Below are 18,414 nucleotides of genomic sequence, written 5' to 3' on the forward strand. Positions count from 1 at the left end.
ATCGTGGGTTACACGGGCCGGCATTCCACGCCGCGATCCGACGTCATAACCGAGAGAGCATGCCATGAAACCCATCACCCTGAGCACGCTGCAGGCCTACAAGCGCGCCGGTGACACCTTCAGCTGCCTGACCGCCTACGACGCCTCCTTTGCCAGGGCCGCCAGCGATGCCGGCATCGACGTACTGCTGGTGGGCGACTCCCTGGGCATGGTCCTGCAGGGCCATACCAGCACCCTGCCGGTCACGCTGGAGGAGATCTGCTATCACACTCGCTGCGTGGCGCGTGGCAAGGGCGCCAGCCTGCTGATGGTCGACCTGCCCTTCATGGGCAATGCCAGCCAGGAACGGCTGCTGGAAAACGCCGGCGAACTGATGCGTGCCGGGGCCGAGCTGGTCAAGGTGGAGGGCGAAGCATGGATGGCCGACGGCATCCGTGAGCTGACCCGCCGGGGCGTGCCGGTATGCGCCCATCTGGGTCTGACGCCACAGACCGTCTATCAGCTGGGTGGCTACAAGGTGCAGGGCCGCGATGCCGACCGCGCCAGCCAGATCCTCGAGGACGCCCGCACCCTGGTCGAGGCCGGCGCCTCGGTCATCCTGCTGGAGTGCGTGCCGGCCGACCTGGGCCGCACCATCACCGAGGCCCTTGATGTACCGGTGATCGGCATCGGTGCCGGCCCCGACACTGATGGCCAGATCCTGGTCATGCACGACGTGCTGGACGTCACCCCGGGCCGCAAGCCGCGCTTCGTCAAGAACTTCATGGCCGAGGCCGAGGACATCCACGGCGCCTTTCGTCGCTACCACGAGGACGTCAAGGCACGGCGGTTCCCCGCCGAGGAGCACTGTTTTTAACTTCAGTTTTTAACTTTAGTTTTAACTTCGGGTTTCAGCCCCAGTTTTTAAGAAACGCTGTTTACTACCGCTTCTAGCCGGAACCTTGCCATGCGTACCCTGAGAGACATTCCCGCCCTGCGCGAAACGCTGGGCGACGCCCGTCGGCGCGGCGACCGCGTCGCCCTGGTGCCCACCATGGGCAATCTGCACGAAGGCCATCTGGCCCTGGTCGCCGCCGCCCGTCAGCGGGCCGAAGTGGTGGTCGCCACCATCTTCGTCAATCCGCTGCAGTTCGGCCCCGGGGAAGACCTTGACGCCTATCCGCGAACCCTCGCGGAGGATCAGGCGCGGCTCGAGGCGGCCGGTTGTGACCTGCTCTTCACCCCCGACACCGACACCCTCTACCCAAGGGGCCTGGAAGCCCAGACCCGTATCGTGGTGCCCGAAGTGACCGAAGGGCTTTGTGGCGCCTCTCGTCCCGGCCATTTCGATGGCGTCTCCACGGTAGTCGGCATGCTCTTCAACCTGGTGCAACCCGACCTCGCCTGCTTCGGGGAGAAGGACTACCAGCAGTTGGCGGTGATTCGTCGCCTGGTCGCCGACCTGCACCTTCCCATCGAGATTCTCGGCGTACCCATCGTGCGTGCCGAGGATGGCCTGGCGCTCTCCTCGCGCAACGGCTACCTGAGTGCCGAGCAGCGTCGTATCGCTCCGCGCCTTTACGTCACCCTCTGCAAGCTACGCGACACACTGGAATCCGGTGGGGATACATCCGCTAGCCTGGAGCACGGGTGGGCAGACCTGAAGCAAGCCGGCTTCGATCCCGACTATCTGGAGCTGCGCGCCGCCGACCTCGGCCCAGTGATTCCCTCGACCCGTGAGGCGATACTACTGGCCGCCGCTCGTCTCGGCCCTACCCGACTGATCGACAATCTCGCCCTGACCCTGCCGCGCTGATGCGATCCATCTGGAATGCACGCTCCAGGCACCACTGGAGCACTGGCTCTCCTTCCCTGTGACCGACTACCACCAATGACCGCCACGTAAACATTGCGGCACCGCACAAGACTCCCCTATGCTGAAGGCCCCGGTCATGTCCAGCTGTCGCGACAAGGCCGTAAGCTCGTCTTTCCAGCAAGGAGACTGCTCCCATGCAAGAAGTGGTTATCGTTGCCGCCCGCCGCACCGCTGTCGGCTCCTTTGGCGGTTCCCTAGCCGGCGTCCCTGCCAGCGATCTAGGTGCCCAAGTGATCAAGGACATCCTGGCGACTACCGGCGTCGCCGGCGATCAGGTGGACGAGGTGCTGCTTGGCCAGGTGCTGACCGCTGGTGTTGGCCAGAATCCGGCGCGTCAGGCCGCCATCAAGGCTGGACTGCCCGAGACCGTACCGGCCATGACCATCAACAAGGTGTGCGGCTCCGGCCTCAAGGCGCTACACCTGGCCACCCAGGCGATCCGCTGTGGCGATGCCGAGCTGATCATCGCCGGCGGTCAGGAGAACATGTCCGCCTCGCCCCACGTACTGCCCAACTCGCGCAATGGCCAGCGCATGGGCGACTGGAAGGCCGTGGACAGCATGGTGCACGACGGCCTGTGGGACGCCTTCAACAACTACCATATGGGCATTACCGCCGAGAACCTGGCCGAAAAGTACGGTATCACCCGCGAGGAGATGGATGCGTTCGCCGCCGACTCCCAGCAGAAGGCCGCCGCGGCCATCCGCGAGGGCAGGTTCAAGGGGCAGATCGTCCCGGTGGAGATCCCCCAGCGCAAGGGTGATCCGATCGTCTTCGACACCGACGAGGGCCCGCGTGATGTGACCGCCGAGAAGCTTTCCGGCATGCGCCCGGCCTTCAAGAAGGATGGCACCGTTACCGCCGGTAACGCCTCCTCCATCAACGACGGTGCGGCCGTGGTGATGCTGTGCACCGCCGAGAAGGCCAAGGCCCTGGGCCTCGAGCCGCTGGCGCGTATCAAGGCCTACAGCAATGCCGGCGTCGACCCCTCCATCATGGGCATCGGCCCGGCCCCGGCGACCCGACGCTGCCTGGAGAAGGCCGGCTGGAGCATCGACGACCTCGACCTGATCGAGGCCAACGAGGCCTTCGCCGCCCAGGCCCTCTCCGTCAACAAGGAGCTGGGCTGGGATGCCAGCAAGATCAACGTCAATGGTGGTGCCATCGCCATCGGTCATCCCATTGGCGCCTCCGGCTGCCGCATCCTCGTGACCCTGGTCCACGAGATGATCGCCCGTGACGCCAAGAAGGGCCTCGCCACCCTCTGCATCGGTGGTGGACAGGGCGTGGCACTCGCCATCGAAAGATAACGCGCTGTTGTAGGAGGCCGGGTCCGCCGGGCGAATGGAGGCCGCAGGCCTCCCGGCAGCGCTAGCTACAGCCGGGAGACACCACCAGGCACCTGACGGGGTCGGTCGCGATGCGGAGCCGATTCGGCGGACCGATCCCTCCTACTGCTGAATAGACGATACCTCTAAAGAAACCGCCCCCGCAGCCAGGCTGCGGGGGCGGTTTTTTCTTCCAGCTTCAAGCTTCCGGCTTAGAGCTCGCCGAAGGCGCTTACAGCTCGGGTTCAGCGACCGCCTCGGCCTCGAATGCCGCCTTTTCTTCCGGGGTAATCTCCTTGATGGTGAGCTTCACCCGGTTGCGGTTGTCGATATCGAGCACCTTGACGATGGGCTCGTCGCCCTCGTTGAGGAAGTCACGCACGTCATTGACCCGCTCCGGCACGATCTGGGAGATATGCACCAGACCATCGGTGCCGGGCATGATATTGACGAAGGCGCCGAAGTCGGCGATGCGCACCACCTTGCCGCGGTAGAGCTTGCCGATCTCGGGCTCCGCGGTGATCGCCAGCACGGTGTCGATGGCCGCCTTGGCCGCCGACTTGTCCTCGGCATAGATGCGCACGGTGCCGTCATCATCGAGATCGATGGAGGCGCCAGTATCCTCGCAGATCTTGCGGATCGTGGCGCCACCCTTGCCGATGACGTCACGGATCTTCTCGGGATCGATCTTGATGGTCGCCATTGAGGGCGCGTTCTCGGAGACCTCGGCACGGCTCTGGTTGATCACCGCGTTCATCTGCTCGAGGATGCTGAGGCGCGCTTCCAGGGCCTGCTGCAGCGCCTGCTCCATGATCTCCTCGTTGATGCCCTCGATCTTGATGTCCATCTGCAGAGCGGTCACGCCATCGGCGGAGCCGGCCACCTTGAAGTCCATGTCGCCGAGGTGGTCCTCGTCACCTAGGATGTCGGTCAGCACGGCAAAGCCGTCCTCGTCCTTGACCAGGCCCATGGCGATACCTGCCACCGGCGACTTGATCGGCACGCCGGCATCCATCAGGGCCAGCGAGGAGCCGCACACGGACGCCATGGAGCTGGAGCCGTTGGACTCGGTGATCTCGGAGACCACCCGGATGGTGTAGGGGAACTCCGCCTCGTCGGGCAGCATGGCCTGCACGCCACGACGCGCCAGGCGGCCATGGCCGATCTCGCGGCGCTTGGGACCACCCATGAAGCCGGCCTCACCCACGCTGTAGGGAGGGAAGTTGTAGTGCAACAGGAAGCGGTCCTTGCGCTCCCCTTCCAGGGACTCGATCAGCTGGGAGTCACGCAGGGTACCCAGGGTGGCGACCACGATGGCCTGGGTCTCGCCACGGGTAAAGATCGCCGAGCCGTGGGCCTTGGGCAGGCTACCCACTTCGATCTCCAGCGGACGCACGGTCTTGTGGTCACGGCCATCGATACGCGGCTCGCCCTTCACCACACGGGCACGTACCACGCGCTTCTCGAGGCTGGAGAAGGCACCTTTGACATCATCGGCCGCAAACTTACCTTCTTCCTCACCGGCCAGCTGTTCCACCGCCTCGGCCTTGAGGGCCGACAGGGCATCCTGGCGCTGCATCTTGTCGGTGATGCGATAGGCCTCGCCCACGCGGGCCTCGAAGGCCTCGGCGATGGCGGACTTGAGCGCGGTGTTCTCCACCGGCGGCTGCCAGTCCCACTTCGGCTTGCCCGCTTCGGCGGCAAGCTCGTTGATGGCCTGGATCGCCGTCTGCATCTCCATATGGCCGTAGAGCACGGCGCCGAGCATCTCGTCCTCGAGCAGCTCATCGGCCTCGGACTCGACCATCAGCACCGCCTTCTCGGTACCGGCGACGACCATGTTCAGCTCGGAGGTGGTGAGCTCTTCCACGGTGGGGTTGAGGAAGTAGCCCTGCTCCTCGTTGAAGCCGACGCGGGCCGCGCCGATGGGGCCACTGAAGGGCACCCCGGAGATGGCCAGGGCCGCGGAGGTGCCGATCAGCGCCGCGATATCCGGATCATGGTTGCGATCGGTGGAGAGCACGGTGCAGACGACCTGCACCTCGTTCATGAAGCCCTTGGGAAAGAGCGGACGGATCGGGCGATCGATCAGCCGCGAGGTGAGCGTCTCCTTCTCGGTGGGGCGCCCCTCGCGCTTGAAGAAGCCGCCGGGGATCTTGCCGACCGCATAGGTCTTCTCCTGATAGTGCACGGAGAGCGGGAAGAACGGCTGCGCGGGATTGGCCTCCTTCCTGGCGACCACGGTGCACAGCACCACGGTATCGTCCATGGTGACCATTACGGCACCGGAGGCCTGGCGGGCGATGCGCCCGGTTTCCAGGGTGACGGTGCTGCGACCGTACTGAAATGTCTTCTTGACCGGATTCACGGCGACTTCCTTCAATATCTACTTTTCTGTGTTTGGGTCGTTTCGACTCGCCGACCATTTTAGGGGTTGACGCGCCCCGCGGCCACCGGATAGCGAGATTTCCGCCCTATACACGCAAAACGGGCAACCCGAAGGCTGCCCGTTTCGTTACCGCGCGGGGTGCGACGCTTAGCGACGCAGGCCCAGACGCTGGATCAGAGCCTGATAGCGCTCGAAGTCCTTGCGCTTCAGGTAGTCCAGCAGCTTGCGGCGCTGGTTGACCATGCGGATCAGGCCACGACGGGAGTGGTGATCCTGCTTGTTGGTCTTGAAGTGATCCTGCAGGCCATCGATGTTGGCGCTCAGCAGGGCCACTTGAACTTCGGGGGAACCGGTGTCGTTGTCGCCACGACCAAATTCGCTGACGATTGCGGACTTCTGCTCGGCTGTCAGTGCCATCTGTCTCTCCAGTAAGCAATATGCCTGAATGATGAGTGTGTGAGACCACGCATATTTGCAGTCTCGGGCGTCTCTCCCTCAATCGGCTGCGGTGCTCAGCAGCCGTTTCGGCGCCACCTCCTGTGGCGTCGTCACCGCACCGAGACCCAGGAAGATCTCGTTGCAGTAGAGTCTTGCCGTCTCGCCGACGGCGATATCGCCGGCATCCACCGCGGCCGCCTGACCATGGGTCAGGCGGCGCGCCGCCTCGGCGTCGACCTCGAGGCGCGGCAGGTGCGCGGCCAGCACGTCGACCGGCAGCAGCGTCGCTTCTCGGGCCGCCTGGTCAGGCAGTGCCTGCAGCGACTCGAGGGTCAGCATGGCCTCGGCGCCGAAGGGCCCGGTGGCCAGGCGACGCAGCGCACTGATATGTGCCCCGCTGCCCAGTTCGCGTCCGATATCCTCGGCCAGGGTACGCACATAGGTCCCCTTGCTGACCGACACTTCCAGTTCGAAGGCGCTGCCCTCGAAGGAAACGAGCCGGGCATCATACACGGTCACACGCCGCGCTGCACGCTCAACCGACTTGCCCTCGCGAGCCAGCTCGTAGAGCTTGCGTCCCTGGTGCTTGAGCGCCGAGTACATGGGGGGCACCTGATCGATCTCGCCATGAAAGCGAGCCAGCACGGCCTCCACATCGGCAGCGGTCAGGGACGGGACCGCCAGGCGTTCGACCACCTCACCCTCGGCATCCCCGGTATCGGTCACCACGCCCAGTTCCACCCGGGTACGGTAGACCTTGTCGGAGGCCAGCAGATGAGCGGAGAACTTGGTCGCCTCGCCGAAGCACACCGGCAGCAGACCGGTCGCCATAGGATCCAGGGTGCCGGTGTGGCCGGCCTTCTGGGCCTGGAACAGGCGTCGGGCCTGCTGTAGCGCGTGATTGCTGGACAGGCCCGCGGGCTTGTCCAGCAGCAGCACGCCATTGACGGGGAGGCCGCGACGTCGACGTGCCATCAGTCCCGCTCACCCTCGTCGTCGGAAGTTGGCTCCTCACCCAGGCGGGTGCGGTCACTCTCTACCGCCTCGTCGATCAGCGAGGAGAGGCGCTGGCCGCGCACCACGCTCTCGTCGTAGTGAAAGCGCAGCTCCGGCACGTGGCGCAGCTTGATGCGGCGGGCGATCTGCCCGCGCAGGAAACCGGCGGCCTGTTTGAGAACCTTGAGGTTCTCCTTGATCCGTTCCGGGGTGTCCTCACCCAGCAGGGTCACATGAACGTCGGCATAGCCGAGGTCTCGACTGACCTCGACGCCGCTGACGGTGACCATGCCCAGGCGCGGGTCCTTGACCTCGCGCTGGATAAGGACCGCCAGCTCCTTCTGGAGCTGGTCGGCCACCCGGTCCGTACGCTTGAACTCGCGCATGCTTAGCTCCTGGCGCTTAGAGCGTCCGCTCGACCTTGATCTGGTCGAAGACCTCGATCTTGTCGCCGACCTGGACGTCGTTGTAGTTCTTCACGCCAATGCCGCACTCCATGCCGTTGCGCACTTCCTGGACATCGTCCTTGAAGCGACGCAGCGACTCGAGCTCACCCTCGTAGATCACCACGTTGTCGCGCAGCACGCGGATCTTCTTGTTACGGAAGACGGTGCCCTCGACCACCATACAGCCGGCCACCGCACCGATCTTCGGTGCACGGAAGACGTCGCGAACCTCGGCCACGCCGACGATCTCTTCCTTCCACTCCGGTGCCAGCATGCCGCTCATCGCCTGCTTGACCTCATCGATCAGCTGGTAGATGACGCTGTAGTAGCGCAGGTCGAGGCCTTCGCGCTCGATGATCTCGCGGGCCGCGACATCGGCACGCACGTTGAAGCCGACCACGATGGCTTCCGAGGCCAGTGCCAGGTTGGCGTCGGTACCGGTGATGCCACCCACACCGGAGGAGACCACTGCCACTTCCACCTCGCCGGTGGAGAGCTCTTCCAGCGCGCTCTTGATCGCCTCCAGAGAGCCCTGGACATCGGCCTTGAGCACGATGTTGAGCTTGGCGGCCACATCCTGGCCCATCTGGCTGAACATGTTCTCCAGCTTGGCCTTCTGCTGGCGTGCCAGGCGTACCTCGCGATACTTGCCCTGACGGAAGTTGGCAACCTCACGGGCCTTCTTCTCGTCGGCCACCACCATGAAGTCGTCACCCGCCTCGGGCGTACCGTCCAGGCCCTGGATCTCCACCGGCATCGCCGGGCCGACCTCTTCGACCTGCTTGCCCAGCTCGTTGGTCAGGGCACGCACGCGGCCATAGTGCAGGCCGGCCAGCACGATATCGCCACGCTTGAGGGTGCCGTTCTGAACCAGCACGGTGGCCACAGGACCACGCCCCTTGTCCAGGCGCGACTCGACCACCACACCCTTGCCGGGCGCCTCGGGGACGGCCTTGAGCTCGAGCACCTCGGAGACCAGCAGCACCGCCTCGAGCAGCGCGTCGATGCCCTCACCGGTCTTGGCGGAGACATGCACGAACTGGGTGTCGCCACCCCACTCCTCGGAGATGACGCCGTGCTGGGAGAGCTCGTTCTTGACGCGATCCGGATCGGCGGCCGGCTTGTCGATCTTGTTGACGGCGACCACCATGGGAACCTCGGCGGCCTTGGAGTGCTCGATCGCCTCGATGGTCTGGGGCATGACGCCATCATCGGCGGCCACCACCAGGATGACCACGTCGGTCGCCTTGGCACCGCGGGCACGCATGGCGGTAAAGGCCGCGTGGCCCGGGGTGTCCAGGAAGGTCACACCGTGGGAGTTGTTCACCTTCTCGGCCGCGACATGATAGGCGCCGATATGCTGGGTGATACCGCCGGCCTCGCCGGTGGCCACCTTGGCCTGGCGAATATGGTCGAGCAGCGAGGTCTTGCCGTGGTCGACGTGGCCCATCACGGTCACCACCGGGTCACGGGTCAGCTCCTCACCCTCGTAGGAGATGCTGTCCAGCACTTCCTCCTCGAGCGCATCGTCCTTGACCAGCTTGGGCGTATGCCCCATCTCCTCGACCACGATGGCGGCGGTGTCCTGGTCGATGGTCTGGTTGATGGTCACCGCGGCGCCCATGGTGAACATGGTCTTGATGACCTCGTTGGCCTTGATCGACATCTTGTCGGCCAGCTCGGCGACGCTGATCGACTCGGGGATCGAGACCTCACGGACGATGGGCTGGGTCGGCTTCTGGAAGCCGTGCTTGCCATTGCCCTGGCTGCTGCTGCCACCACGACGACCACCGCGACGCTCGGCGCGCTTGGCCTTCTTGCCGCCACGACGCCGGTCCTCGCGCTCGCCACGGTCGTCATCGCGATCGTGACGCCCCTTCTTGGCGGCGGCCTTCTTGGGCGGCGCGGTACGACGATCGGTACGGCCCTCCTTGGGCGGGGCCGGGGGCTCGTCGCCGGGTGCCGTCGTCTCGAGCTCGGGCACCGGGATATCGGGCACCTCGGCGGCCTTCTGGGCCTCCAGCTTGGCGGCGGCCTCGCGCGCGGCCTCCTCGGCGGCACGCGCCTTGGCCTCTTCGGCCTCGCGGGCCTCCTTGGCGGCCTGGGCCTGCTGAGAGTCGGCCATGTCGCCGACCAACTGACGCGGACCGGTGTCCTCCACCTGCTTCGGCTTGGTCTCTTCCTCGGCGCGCTTGACGTAGGTACGCTTCTTGCGCACCTGCACCTCGATGGTCTTGCCACGCTCACCGGTGTTGATGCGGCTGCGCGTCTTGCGCGTCAGGGTGATGCGGTTCTTCGGCGCGGCCTTCTCGGCGCTGCCGCCGTGGCTCTTGGTCAGGAAGTCGAGCAGCTGACGCTTGTCTTCCTCGGACACGGCGTCACTCTCGGACTTGTGCTTGAGCCCGGCTTGTTTCATCTGTTCCAGCAGGCGGGGAACGTCGCGTCCCACCTTCGCTGCAAAATCCTTAACGGTCATGTCTGACATGTAGACCCTCCTGAGCCCGTGACCCCAATTCTGTTCGCTTCGAATACTGCCGGTCCGAGCGCTGGGCATCGGACCCTTGTCTGCACGTTATTCGCCTTCGAGCCGTTCCTATGCGAACTACTCGTTTTCAAACCAGGGCGCACGGGCAGTCATGATCAGTGACGCGGCACGCTCCTCGTCCATGCCCTCGATATCCAGAAGATCATCGACGGACTGCTCGGCCAGATCCTCCATGCTTACGACTCCCCGGCTGGCCAGGATGAAGGCCAGATGGCGCTCCATGCCGTCCATCTCCAGCAGATCGTCGGCTGGCTGAGCACCATCCAGCGCCTCCTCGGAAGCGATGGCGAGGTTGAGCAGCTCATCCTTGGCACGCGAGCGCAGCTCCTCGATGGTCTCTTCATCGAACTCTTCGATCTCGAGCATCTCCTCAACCGGTACGTAGGCGATCTCTTCCAGGGTGGTAAAGCCCTCTTCCACCAGCAGGCGCGCCACATCGTCGTCGATGTTGAGGTGCTGCACGAATTGCTCGACCAGGCTATCGACCTCCTGGTCACGCTTGTCCTCCGCCTCGGCCTCGGTCATCACATTGATCCGCCAGCCGGTCAACTCGGAGGCCAGGCGCACGTTCTGACCGCTGCGGCCGATGGCCTGGGCCAGATTGTCCTCGGCGACGGCCACGTCCATGGCGTGGGCATCCTCATCGACCAGAATGGAGGCGACATCCGCCGGCGCCATGGCGTTGATCACCAGCTGGGCGGGGTTGTCGTCCCACAGCACGATATCGACGCGCTCGTTCTGGAGCTCCGTGGAGACGGCCTGGACCCGTGAGCCACGCATGCCCACACAGGCTCCCACCGGGTCGATACGACGGTCGTTGGTCTTCACCGCGATCTTGGCGCGGGACCCGGGGTCGCGAGCGGCCCCCTTGATCTCGATAAGTTGCTCGGCGATCTCCGGCACCTCGATGCTGAACAGTTCGATGATCAGCTCGGAGCAGGTACGCGACAGGATCAGCTGCGCACCGCGCGCCTCCGGGTCGACCTTGACCAGCAGGGCACGAACCCGCTCGTTCATGCGGTAGCGCTCACCGGGAATCATCTCGCTGCGCGGCAGGAACGCCTCGGCGTTGTCACCCAGGTCGATGATCAGGCCATCGCGGGTCGTCTTCTTGACGATGCCCGAGACCAGCTCACCCTCGCGATCGGCGTAGAGCCGCACGACCTCGGCACGCTCGGCCTCACGCACCTTCTGCACGATCACCTGCTTGGCGGTCTGGGCGGCGATGCGACCGAACTCGGCGTTCTCGATGCGCTCCTCGACCACGTCACCCAGGCCCAGGGGCGGATCGCGACGCTCGGCAAAGGTCAGCTTGATCTGGTGGTCAGGGCCGTCGAAGTCATCGTCCTCGACCACTTCCCAGCGACGAAAGGTTTCGTATTCGCCGGTGCTGCGATCGATATGCACGCGCACGCTGGCCTCTTCATCCTCGAAGCGCTTGCGCGACGCGCTGGCCAGGGCCGCCTCGACGGCCTCGAAGATCACCGTGCGGGGAACCCCCTTCTCGTTGGAGATCGCATCCACGACCGCCAGAATCTCTTTACTCATGCCTTTGCCTCGCCAGAAAGCTGTTCTCGAGCTGATGCTCAACATGCCTCCCCTGGGGGGAGGCCGAATCCTTGAACCGCGGGCTAATCCTCGAAACGGGGCACCACGCGCGCCTGATCGATGCCGTCGACGGGGAAGCAGTACTCCTCGCCATCGACCTGCACCAGCACCTCGTCACCCTCGACGCCGGCCAGCAGGCCCTGGAACTTGCGCCGCCCCTCGAAGGGCGCACGCAGCTTCAGTGCCACCTCGTGGCCACGATAACGAGAAAAGTGATCGAGGGTGAACAGGGGGCGATCCATCCCCGGAGAGGAGACCTCGAGGCGATATTCGCCGTGAATCGGGTCCTCGACATCGAGTAGCGCACTGATCTGACGACTGATGTCCGCACAGTCGTCGACGGTGATACCGTCCTCGTGATCGATATAGATCACCAGACGCGAGTGCTTACCCTGGGAGAGATAGTCGATGCCCCACAGCTCGAAACCCATGGCGGTAACCACCGGGTCGATCAAGGTGTGTAGCGCAGCATCCTTGGTAGCCACGGAATAGACTCCTACAGCCGTTGCATCAGGCACCTGGCCGGGAGTGAACTGGAAAGTCAGGTGGCTGATTGGCATTGCCCGGAACAGTGCCCCGACGCTTGGCGCCCTGAGCAAGCTGCTAACAAAAAGCCCCTTCACAGGAAGGGGCTTTCACAAGAAACCTGTAAACCACTCCGGCGGTCAATAGCTGCCCCTTCATTCGATCATGCCAGCTTGCATGGTCGACAGGCACCTGCCGGAAGATGGTAGCGGGGACCGGATTTGAACCGATGACCTTCGGGTTATGAGCCCGACGAGCTACCAGACTGCTCCACCCCGCATCAATCTAGGTCGGTGATACTACACGCAGCCGACGAATACGTCAAGAGCTGCACACCGCTTTGCCAATCCTGCTTCTGAAGGATCGTCGGCATCGTCATGTTAACTATCAGCCGTTAACCAGGAACGCCGCGATGAATCAGATGGTGCCGAAGGCGGGACTTGAACCCGCACGACCGTAAGGTCACTACCCCCTCAAGATAGCGTGTCTACCAATTCCACCACTTCGGCATCAGGGGAGGCTGGATGATGGTGCAACGACGCCTTACTGCTCGCCGCCGCTCTCCAGCACTGGCGCAGCATTATCCATGCTCGACTCCCCTTCGTCAAGGGTCGGCACGTTATTCTGCTGTTCGATCAGGCGCGCGTCCGGAATGCCTGCCTCGGGAGCGTCGCTGGCCTGACTGGCGAACCAGGCCAGGGTCAGGGAGGTAGCGAAGAAGGCAGCCGCCAGCACGGCGGTGAACTTCGACAGGAAGCCACCGCTACCGCGGGAGCCGAACACGGTCTGGGAGGCACCGCCACCGAAGGCGGCGCCGGCCTCGGCCCCCTTGCCCTGCTGCAGCAGGATCAGGACGACCAGGGCGATGGCGACCGCCACGTGGATCATAAGAATGGCAACTTGCATGGAATTAACCTGCTGACTGACAGATGGCTAGGAAATCGTCGACCTTGAGCGAGGCACCGCCCACCAGGCCGCCGTCGATATCGGGCTGGGCTAGCAGTTCGGCCGCATTGCCCGCGTTCATGCTACCGCCGTAGAGCAGCCGCAACCCATCCGCCAGACCGCGATCGAACTCGGCCAGGTAGGCGCGAATGCCGGCCATGACCTCCTGAGCCTGCTCGGGAGTGGCGGTACGGCCGGTACCGATGGCCCACACGGGCTCATAGGCAATGATCACGCGCTCGCGCTGCGCCGGCTCCAGCCTCGACATCACGTACCCGACCTGATGCAATACCACTTGCAGGGTATGACCGGCATCGCGCTCGGCGAGGCTCTCGCCCACGCAGAGCACCGGCACGATATCGACCTCGAGCGCGGCCAGCAGGCGCTCATGCACCTGCTCGTCGCTCTCGCGATAGAGCTGGCGACGCTCGGAGTGCCCCACCAGGGCATACTGGACCCCGAACTCGCGCAGCATGGGACCACTCACCTCACCGGTGTGCGCCCCCGCCGGGTGCGGATTGAGCGTCTGGGCACCGAGCGCCAGCGGCGACTCGGCGAAGGCAGCTCGCGCCGCCCCCAGATAGGGATAGGGCGGAAAGATCGCCGCTTCCAGGGAGTTGGGTAGCGCGGCACTCGAGAAGGCCTGACCGAAGGCCTCGACCAGCTCGGTCGAGCCGTTCATCTTCCAGTTGCCGGCGATCAGCGGCGTGCGCATCGACTGTCCTCTTTCAAGATGGAGCGAAATGGTATAGGAGAGGCCCTGTCAAGACAACCGGCCACCCCGAGCCCTCGACCAGCGAGTCCTCAGGTGCCGAGCAGCGCCTCAACCCGTTCGGCGAGGCGCCGTGCCAGACCATCCACGTCCAGGTGAGGGCGACCCTCGACCATCACGCGGATCAGTGGCTCGGTGCCGGAGGGGCGCAGCAGCACCCGCCCCTCTTCACCGAGCTCCCTTTCGGCCTCGCTTACCGAATCCTTGAGGGCCGGCATCGCCATCACCGCCCGGGCATCGCTGCCGGGGGTCAACCGTACATTGACCAGCGCCTGAGGGGCCTTCTCCAGCCCGGCCAGCAGGCTCTGCAGCGACTCGCCCTCGCGCATCATGATGGCCAGCACCTGCAGCGCCGAGACGATACCGTCGCCGGTCGTCTGCACATGGCCACAGACGATATGACCGGAGGACTCACCGCCCAGCTGCCAACCGTTGGCGGCGAGCCGCTCCATGACATAGCGGTCGCCGACCTTGGCCCGCTCGAAGGGTACCCCCATGGTCTCCAGCGCCGCGGCCAGGCCGAAGTTCGACATCAGAGTGCCGACCACGCCGCCACCCAGCTCGCCACGCGCATGGCGGTCGCGGGTGATCAGATAGAGGATGTCATCGCCATCGATCTCGCGGCCGTCGCTATCCACCAGCAACACCCGGTCGCCGTCACCGTCGAAGGCCACTCCCAGATCGGCCCCCTGCTGGATCACCGCCGCGCGCAGCGCCGCCGGGTGGGTGGAGCCTACCTCACGATTGATATTGAGCCCGTCGGGGGAGGCACCGATCACGCTCACCTCGGCACCCAGTTCGCGAAACACGCTGGGGGCGATGTGGTAGGTGGCGCCATGGGCGCAGTCGAGCACCACCCTGAGCCCCTCGAGGCTGACCCGGTCGGGGATGGTCGACTTGCAGAACTCGATATAGCGGCCGTCGGCATCATCGATGCGCTCGGCCTTGCCCAGGCGGTCCGCGGCCACGGTGGTCAGCGGCTCATCGAGCATCGCCTCGATCGCCTCTTCGACCTCATCGTTGAGCTTGGCGCCCTCGGTGGAGAAGAACTTGATGCCATTGTCGGCAAAGGGGTTGTGGGATGCCGAGATCACGATGCCGGCATCGGCACGAAAGGTGCGCGTCAGGTAGGCGATACCAGGAGTCGGCATGGGGCCGAGCAGGGCCACATCGACCCCCGCCGCCGAGAGCCCCGCCTCCAGCGCCGACTCGAACATGTAGCCGGAGATGCGGGTGTCCTTGCCGATCAGCACCCGGCAGCGCCGCTTGCCATGGCGCGCGGCGAGCACACGCCCGGTGGCCCAGCCCAGCTTGAGCATGAAGTCGGCGGTAATCGGTGCCTCGCCGACGGTGCCGCGAATTCCATCCGTACCAAAATAGCGTCGAGCCATCAGCAACTCTCCTTGAGTACTGCCCAGGTCATGTTCACCGCATCCACGCTGGGGGCGACATCGTGGACACGCAGGATGCGGGCGCCGCGCTCCACCGCCATCGCCGTCAGCGCCAGGCCGCCGGGCAGGCGCTCCTCCACCGGACGCTCGAGCACCTTGCCGATCATGCTCTTGCGCGACATGCCCACCAGCAGCGGCAATTCGAGCTCGACGAGACGCTCCATGCGATTGAGCAGGCGTAGATTGTGCTCCACCGTCTTGCCGAAGCCGAAGCCCGGGTCGAGCAGCAGGCGATCACGATGCAGGCCAGCCTGCTCGCAGGCCGCCACGCGCGCCGCGAGATAGTCGGCTACCGCCTCCTCGATGGGCACATCATAACGGGGCGCCTGCTGCATGTCGCGGGGCTCGCCCTGGCGATGCATCAGACACACCGGCAGGCCGCTGCCGATGGCGGCGACCATCGCCCCCTCGCGCTCCAGGGCCCGTACGTCGTTGATCATGCCGGCGCCCAGGGCGGCACTCTCGCGTATCACCTCGGGGCTGCTGGTATCCACCGAGACCAGGGCATCCAGCTCACGGACCAGTGCTTCCACCACCGGTGCCACCCGCTCGAGCTCCTGCTGGGGCGAAACCCCATCGGCCCCGGGACGGGTCGACTCGCCGCCGACATCGATGATCGCCGCCCCCTCCGCCAGCATGCGCTCGGCATGGCGCAGGGCATCGTCCAAGGACACATGGCGCCCCCCATCGGAGAAGGAGTCGGGGGTGACATTGAGGATCCCCATGACGCGGGGATAGGAGAGGTCGAGCCGATGTCGACCGCACATCAGGGAGAGGGAGTTCGCGTTCATCTTCGCTCGGAGGGTAAGTGAATCGAAGGGTAGCAAATTGAAGGGTAGTGAACTGAAGAACAGAGAATTGAATGATAGTGAATTGAATGATTGAGAAAACGGGCTGATCAGAAAGGCAAAGGCGCCCCCGCGGGGGCGCCTGACTGGGGTGGGCTGCGGGCTCAGGAGCCGGCCGGGCCACCCAGCGGGTCGGAGGGCCGACGACGCGGCTCCTCGTCGTCATCCTCGTCACCGTCGACCTGCTCCGGCTCATCCGGGGTCGTCGCGTCGCGAGCCCCCTCGGTCACCGGGGCGCCAGGACCGGAGGAGTCTCCATCCTCCCAGTCCTTGGGCGGACGCGGCGTACGCCCGGCCATGATGTCCTTGAGCTGGTCGGCATCGATGGTCTCGTACTTCATCAGCGCATCGGCCATGGCGTCGAGCTTGTCGCGATTCTCTTCGAGGATCACGCGAGCCTGCTCGTAGCACTCGTCGATGACCTTGCGCACCTCCCTGTCGAGCTTGGAGATCGTCTCGCCGGACTTGAGCTTGCCACCCTGACCGGGGCCACCCAGGAACTGGTGCGACTCATCCTCGTCGTACATGATCGGGCCCATCTCCTCGGAGAGACCCCACTTGGCGACCATATTGTGTGCCAGCTCGGTGGCGCGCTTGATATCGTTGGAGGCACCGGTGGTTACCCCGTTCGGCCCCAGCGTCATTTCCTCGGCGATGCGGCCACCGAACAGCGAGCAGATCTGGCTGATGATCTGCTGCCGCGACAGGCTGTAGCGATCCTGCTCGGGCAGGAACATGGTCACGCCCAGGGCGCGGCCACGCGGGATGATGGTCACCTTGTAGACCGGGTCATGCTCCGGCATCACCAGGCCGATGATGGCATGGCCCGACTCGTGATAGGCGGTGTTGAGCTTCTCCTTCTCGGTCATGACCATGGAGCGGCGCTCGGCCCCCATCATGATCTTGTCCTTGGCCAGCTCGAGCTCCTCCATGCCCACCAGGCGCTTGTTGCGACGCGCGGCGAACAGGGCGGCCTCGTTGACCAGGTTGGCCAGGTCGGCACCGGAGAAGCCGGGCGTACCGCGAGCGATCAGCGACGGCTTGACGTCATCGGCCAGCGGCACCTTGCGCAGGTGCACATTGAGGATATGCTCACGGCCGCGGATATCGGGCAGCGGCACCACCACCTGGCGGTCGAAGCGTCCCGGACGCATCAGGGCCGGGTCGAGCACGTCGGGGCGGTTGGTGGCGGCGATGACGATGATGCCCTCGTTGGCCTCGAAGCCGTCCATCTCCACCAGCAGCTGGTTGAGGGTCTGCTCACGCTCGTCGTTGCCACCGCCCATGCCGACCCCGCGGGAGCGACCCACGGCATCGATCTCGTCGATGAAGATGATGCAGGGCGCCTGCTTCTTGGCCTGCTCGAACATGTCACGCACACGGGAGGCGCCCACACCGACGAACATCTCGACGAAGTCGGAACCGGAGATCGAGAAGAACGGCACCTTGGCCTCGCCGGCAATCGACTTGGCGAGCAGCGTCTTGCCGGTGCCGGGCGGGCCCACCATCAGCACGCCGCGGGGAATGGTGCCACCCAGGCGCTGGAACTTGGTGGGGTCGCGCAGGAAGTCGACCAGCTCCTCGACCTCCTCCTTGGCCTCGTCACAGCCCGCAACGTCGGCGAAGGTGGTCTTGATCTGATCCTGGGAGAGCAGCTTGGCCTTGGATTTGCCGAAGCTCATGGGGCCACCCTTGCCGGCCCCGCCGCCCTGCATCTGACGCATGAAGAACATGAAGATCGCCAGGATCAGCAGGATCGGGAAGCTGGCGATCAGCAGTCGCATCCACAGGCTCTGCTGCTCGGGCTTCTTGCCCACCACGGTGACGTTGCTGGAGAGCAGGTCATCCATCAGCTTGGGATCCTCCGCCGCGGGGCGGATGGTCTGGAACTGGGAGCCATCGGTACGCTCGCCATTGATGGTATAGCCATCGATGGTGACGCTGCGCACCTGCTGGTTCTGCACCTGCTGGACGAACTGGGAGTAGTTCATCGTCTGGGGTGAGCTGTCGACACTGAAGTTGTTGAACACCGTCAGCAGCACCGCCGCGATGACCAACCACAGGATCAGGTTCTTCGCCATATCGTTCAAGGGACTACCCTCAATATCTGAAATCTATCGGCCGCAAGGACCTGGCACGTTGGACACTACATGAGCCGGCCGCGTTCGGCCACCGCTGCTATGCGGTCATTCGCAATTAGCTACGCGGTCATTCGCGACGGCATAAGCGGTCATTCGCACCAGGCACTGTGACACACATTATTCTGCT

General features: G+C 64.8%; 15 protein-coding genes and 2 tRNA genes. 3 read left to right on the forward strand and 14 right to left on the reverse strand.

Annotation, left to right across the window (positions count from 1 at the left end):
- The first annotated feature begins 64 nt into the window (after positions 1–64).
- The 3 genes from panB to GRB80_RS15090 all read left to right on the forward strand — a co-directional run bounded on the left by panB (position 65) and on the right by GRB80_RS15090 (position 3,165).
- Complete coding sequence (panB, locus tag GRB80_RS15080; RefSeq protein ID WP_132042110.1) at positions 65–856, forward strand: 3-methyl-2-oxobutanoate hydroxymethyltransferase; 792 nt, start codon at positions 65–67, stop codon at positions 854–856.
- A gap of 90 nt (positions 857–946) precedes the next feature.
- Complete coding sequence (gene panC / locus GRB80_RS15085) at positions 947–1,795, forward strand: pantoate--beta-alanine ligase (protein ID WP_161424091.1); 849 nt, start codon at positions 947–949, stop codon at positions 1,793–1,795.
- A gap of 194 nt (positions 1,796–1,989) precedes the next feature.
- A complete protein-coding gene (locus tag GRB80_RS15090; protein ID WP_161424092.1) occupies positions 1,990–3,165 on the forward strand; it encodes an acetyl-CoA C-acetyltransferase in 1,176 nt (391 codons plus the stop codon).
- 250 nt (positions 3,166–3,415) lie between these two features.
- On the opposite strand, the gene pnp is transcribed toward GRB80_RS15090, so the two are convergent.
- The 14 genes from pnp to ftsH all read right to left on the reverse strand — a co-directional run bounded on the left by pnp (position 3,416) and on the right by ftsH (position 18,236).
- Positions 3,416–5,551 (reverse strand): polyribonucleotide nucleotidyltransferase, encoded by a 2,136-nt coding sequence (gene pnp, locus GRB80_RS15095; RefSeq protein ID WP_205741896.1) that lies wholly within the window; start codon positions 5,549–5,551, stop codon positions 3,416–3,418.
- Positions 5,552–5,719: 168 nt separating this feature from the next.
- The gene (gene rpsO / locus GRB80_RS15100) at positions 5,720–5,989 is read right to left on the reverse strand and encodes a 30S ribosomal protein S15 (protein ID WP_132042114.1); all 270 of its coding nucleotides are present in this window, start codon (positions 5,987–5,989) and stop codon (positions 5,720–5,722) included.
- A gap of 78 nt (positions 5,990–6,067) precedes the next feature.
- Complete coding sequence (gene truB, locus GRB80_RS15105) at positions 6,068–6,985, reverse strand: tRNA pseudouridine(55) synthase TruB (protein WP_161424093.1); 918 nt, start codon at positions 6,983–6,985, stop codon at positions 6,068–6,070.
- Positions 6,985–7,392, reverse strand: coding sequence for a 30S ribosome-binding factor RbfA (gene rbfA / locus GRB80_RS15110; RefSeq protein WP_132042116.1), 408 nt, complete (start codon positions 7,390–7,392; stop codon positions 6,985–6,987). Before rbfA ends, truB begins: the two co-directional genes overlap by 1 nt.
- A 16-nt stretch (positions 7,393–7,408) precedes the next feature.
- The gene (gene infB / locus GRB80_RS15115) at positions 7,409–9,937 is read right to left on the reverse strand and encodes a translation initiation factor IF-2 (protein ID WP_161424094.1); all 2,529 of its coding nucleotides are present in this window, start codon (positions 9,935–9,937) and stop codon (positions 7,409–7,411) included.
- 117 nt (positions 9,938–10,054) lie between these two features.
- Entirely contained in the window at positions 10,055–11,545 is a 1,491-nt protein-coding gene (nusA, locus tag GRB80_RS15120) for a transcription termination factor NusA (RefSeq protein ID WP_161424095.1), read from the reverse strand.
- Positions 11,546–11,628: 83 nt separating this feature from the next.
- A complete protein-coding gene (rimP, locus tag GRB80_RS15125) occupies positions 11,629–12,090 on the reverse strand; it encodes a ribosome maturation factor RimP (protein ID WP_132042119.1) in 462 nt (153 codons plus the stop codon).
- 243 nt (positions 12,091–12,333) lie between these two features.
- Positions 12,334–12,410: transfer RNA gene (locus tag GRB80_RS15130), tRNA-Met, on the reverse strand.
- A 142-nt stretch (positions 12,411–12,552) separates the two neighbouring features.
- Positions 12,553–12,639, reverse strand: a tRNA-Leu gene (locus tag GRB80_RS15135).
- A 34-nt stretch (positions 12,640–12,673) separates the two neighbouring features.
- Positions 12,674–13,036: a preprotein translocase subunit SecG gene (gene secG, locus GRB80_RS15140; protein WP_132042120.1), complete on the reverse strand. Its 363-nt coding sequence runs from the start codon at positions 13,034–13,036 to the stop codon at positions 12,674–12,676.
- Between the two features lie 4 nt (positions 13,037–13,040).
- A complete protein-coding gene (gene tpiA / locus GRB80_RS15145) occupies positions 13,041–13,790 on the reverse strand; it encodes a triose-phosphate isomerase (RefSeq protein WP_161424096.1) in 750 nt (249 codons plus the stop codon).
- An 89-nt stretch (positions 13,791–13,879) separates the two neighbouring features.
- Entirely contained in the window at positions 13,880–15,238 is a 1,359-nt protein-coding gene (glmM, locus tag GRB80_RS15150) for a phosphoglucosamine mutase (protein WP_161424097.1), read from the reverse strand.
- Complete coding sequence (folP, locus tag GRB80_RS15155; RefSeq protein WP_445351971.1) at positions 15,238–16,089, reverse strand: dihydropteroate synthase; 852 nt, start codon at positions 16,087–16,089, stop codon at positions 15,238–15,240. The genes glmM and folP overlap by 1 nt, the downstream gene beginning before the upstream one ends.
- Positions 16,090–16,250: 161 nt before the next feature.
- Positions 16,251–18,236 carry an ATP-dependent zinc metalloprotease FtsH gene (ftsH, locus tag GRB80_RS15160; protein WP_132042123.1) on the reverse strand — a complete coding sequence of 662 codons (1,986 nt, stop codon included), beginning with the start codon at positions 18,234–18,236 and terminating at the stop codon, positions 16,251–16,253.
- Positions 18,237–18,414 lie beyond the last annotated feature (178 nt).

This window comes from Halomonas icarae (assembly GCF_009901955.1).
GTDB classification, from domain to species: domain Bacteria; phylum Pseudomonadota; class Gammaproteobacteria; order Pseudomonadales; family Halomonadaceae; genus Halomonas; species Halomonas icarae.

Coding starts and splice junctions, on each gene's coding strand:
- panB (WP_132042110.1), top strand. CDS start 65: ATGAAACCCATCACCCTGAGCACGCTGCAGGCCTACAAGCGCGCCGGT.
- panC (WP_161424091.1), top strand. CDS start 947: ATGCGTACCCTGAGAGACATTCCCGCCCTGCGCGAAACGCTGGGCGAC.
- GRB80_RS15090 (WP_161424092.1), top strand. CDS start 1,990: ATGCAAGAAGTGGTTATCGTTGCCGCCCGCCGCACCGCTGTCGGCTCC.
- rpsO (WP_132042114.1), bottom strand. CDS start 5,989: ATGGCACTGACAGCCGAGCAGAAGTCCGCAATCGTCAGCGAATTTGGT.
- truB (WP_161424093.1), bottom strand. CDS start 6,985: ATGGCACGTCGACGTCGCGGCCTCCCCGTCAATGGCGTGCTGCTGCTG.
- rbfA (WP_132042116.1), bottom strand. CDS start 7,392: ATGCGCGAGTTCAAGCGTACGGACCGGGTGGCCGACCAGCTCCAGAAG.
- infB (WP_161424094.1), bottom strand. CDS start 9,937: ATGTCAGACATGACCGTTAAGGATTTTGCAGCGAAGGTGGGACGCGAC.
- nusA (WP_161424095.1), bottom strand. CDS start 11,545: ATGAGTAAAGAGATTCTGGCGGTCGTGGATGCGATCTCCAACGAGAAG.
- secG (WP_132042120.1), bottom strand. CDS start 13,036: ATGCAAGTTGCCATTCTTATGATCCACGTGGCGGTCGCCATCGCCCTG.
- tpiA (WP_161424096.1), bottom strand. CDS start 13,790: ATGCGCACGCCGCTGATCGCCGGCAACTGGAAGATGAACGGCTCGACC.
- glmM (WP_161424097.1), bottom strand. CDS start 15,238: ATGGCTCGACGCTATTTTGGTACGGATGGAATTCGCGGCACCGTCGGC.
- folP (WP_445351971.1), bottom strand. CDS start 16,089: ATGAACGCGAACTCCCTCTCCCTGATGTGCGGTCGACATCGGCTCGAC.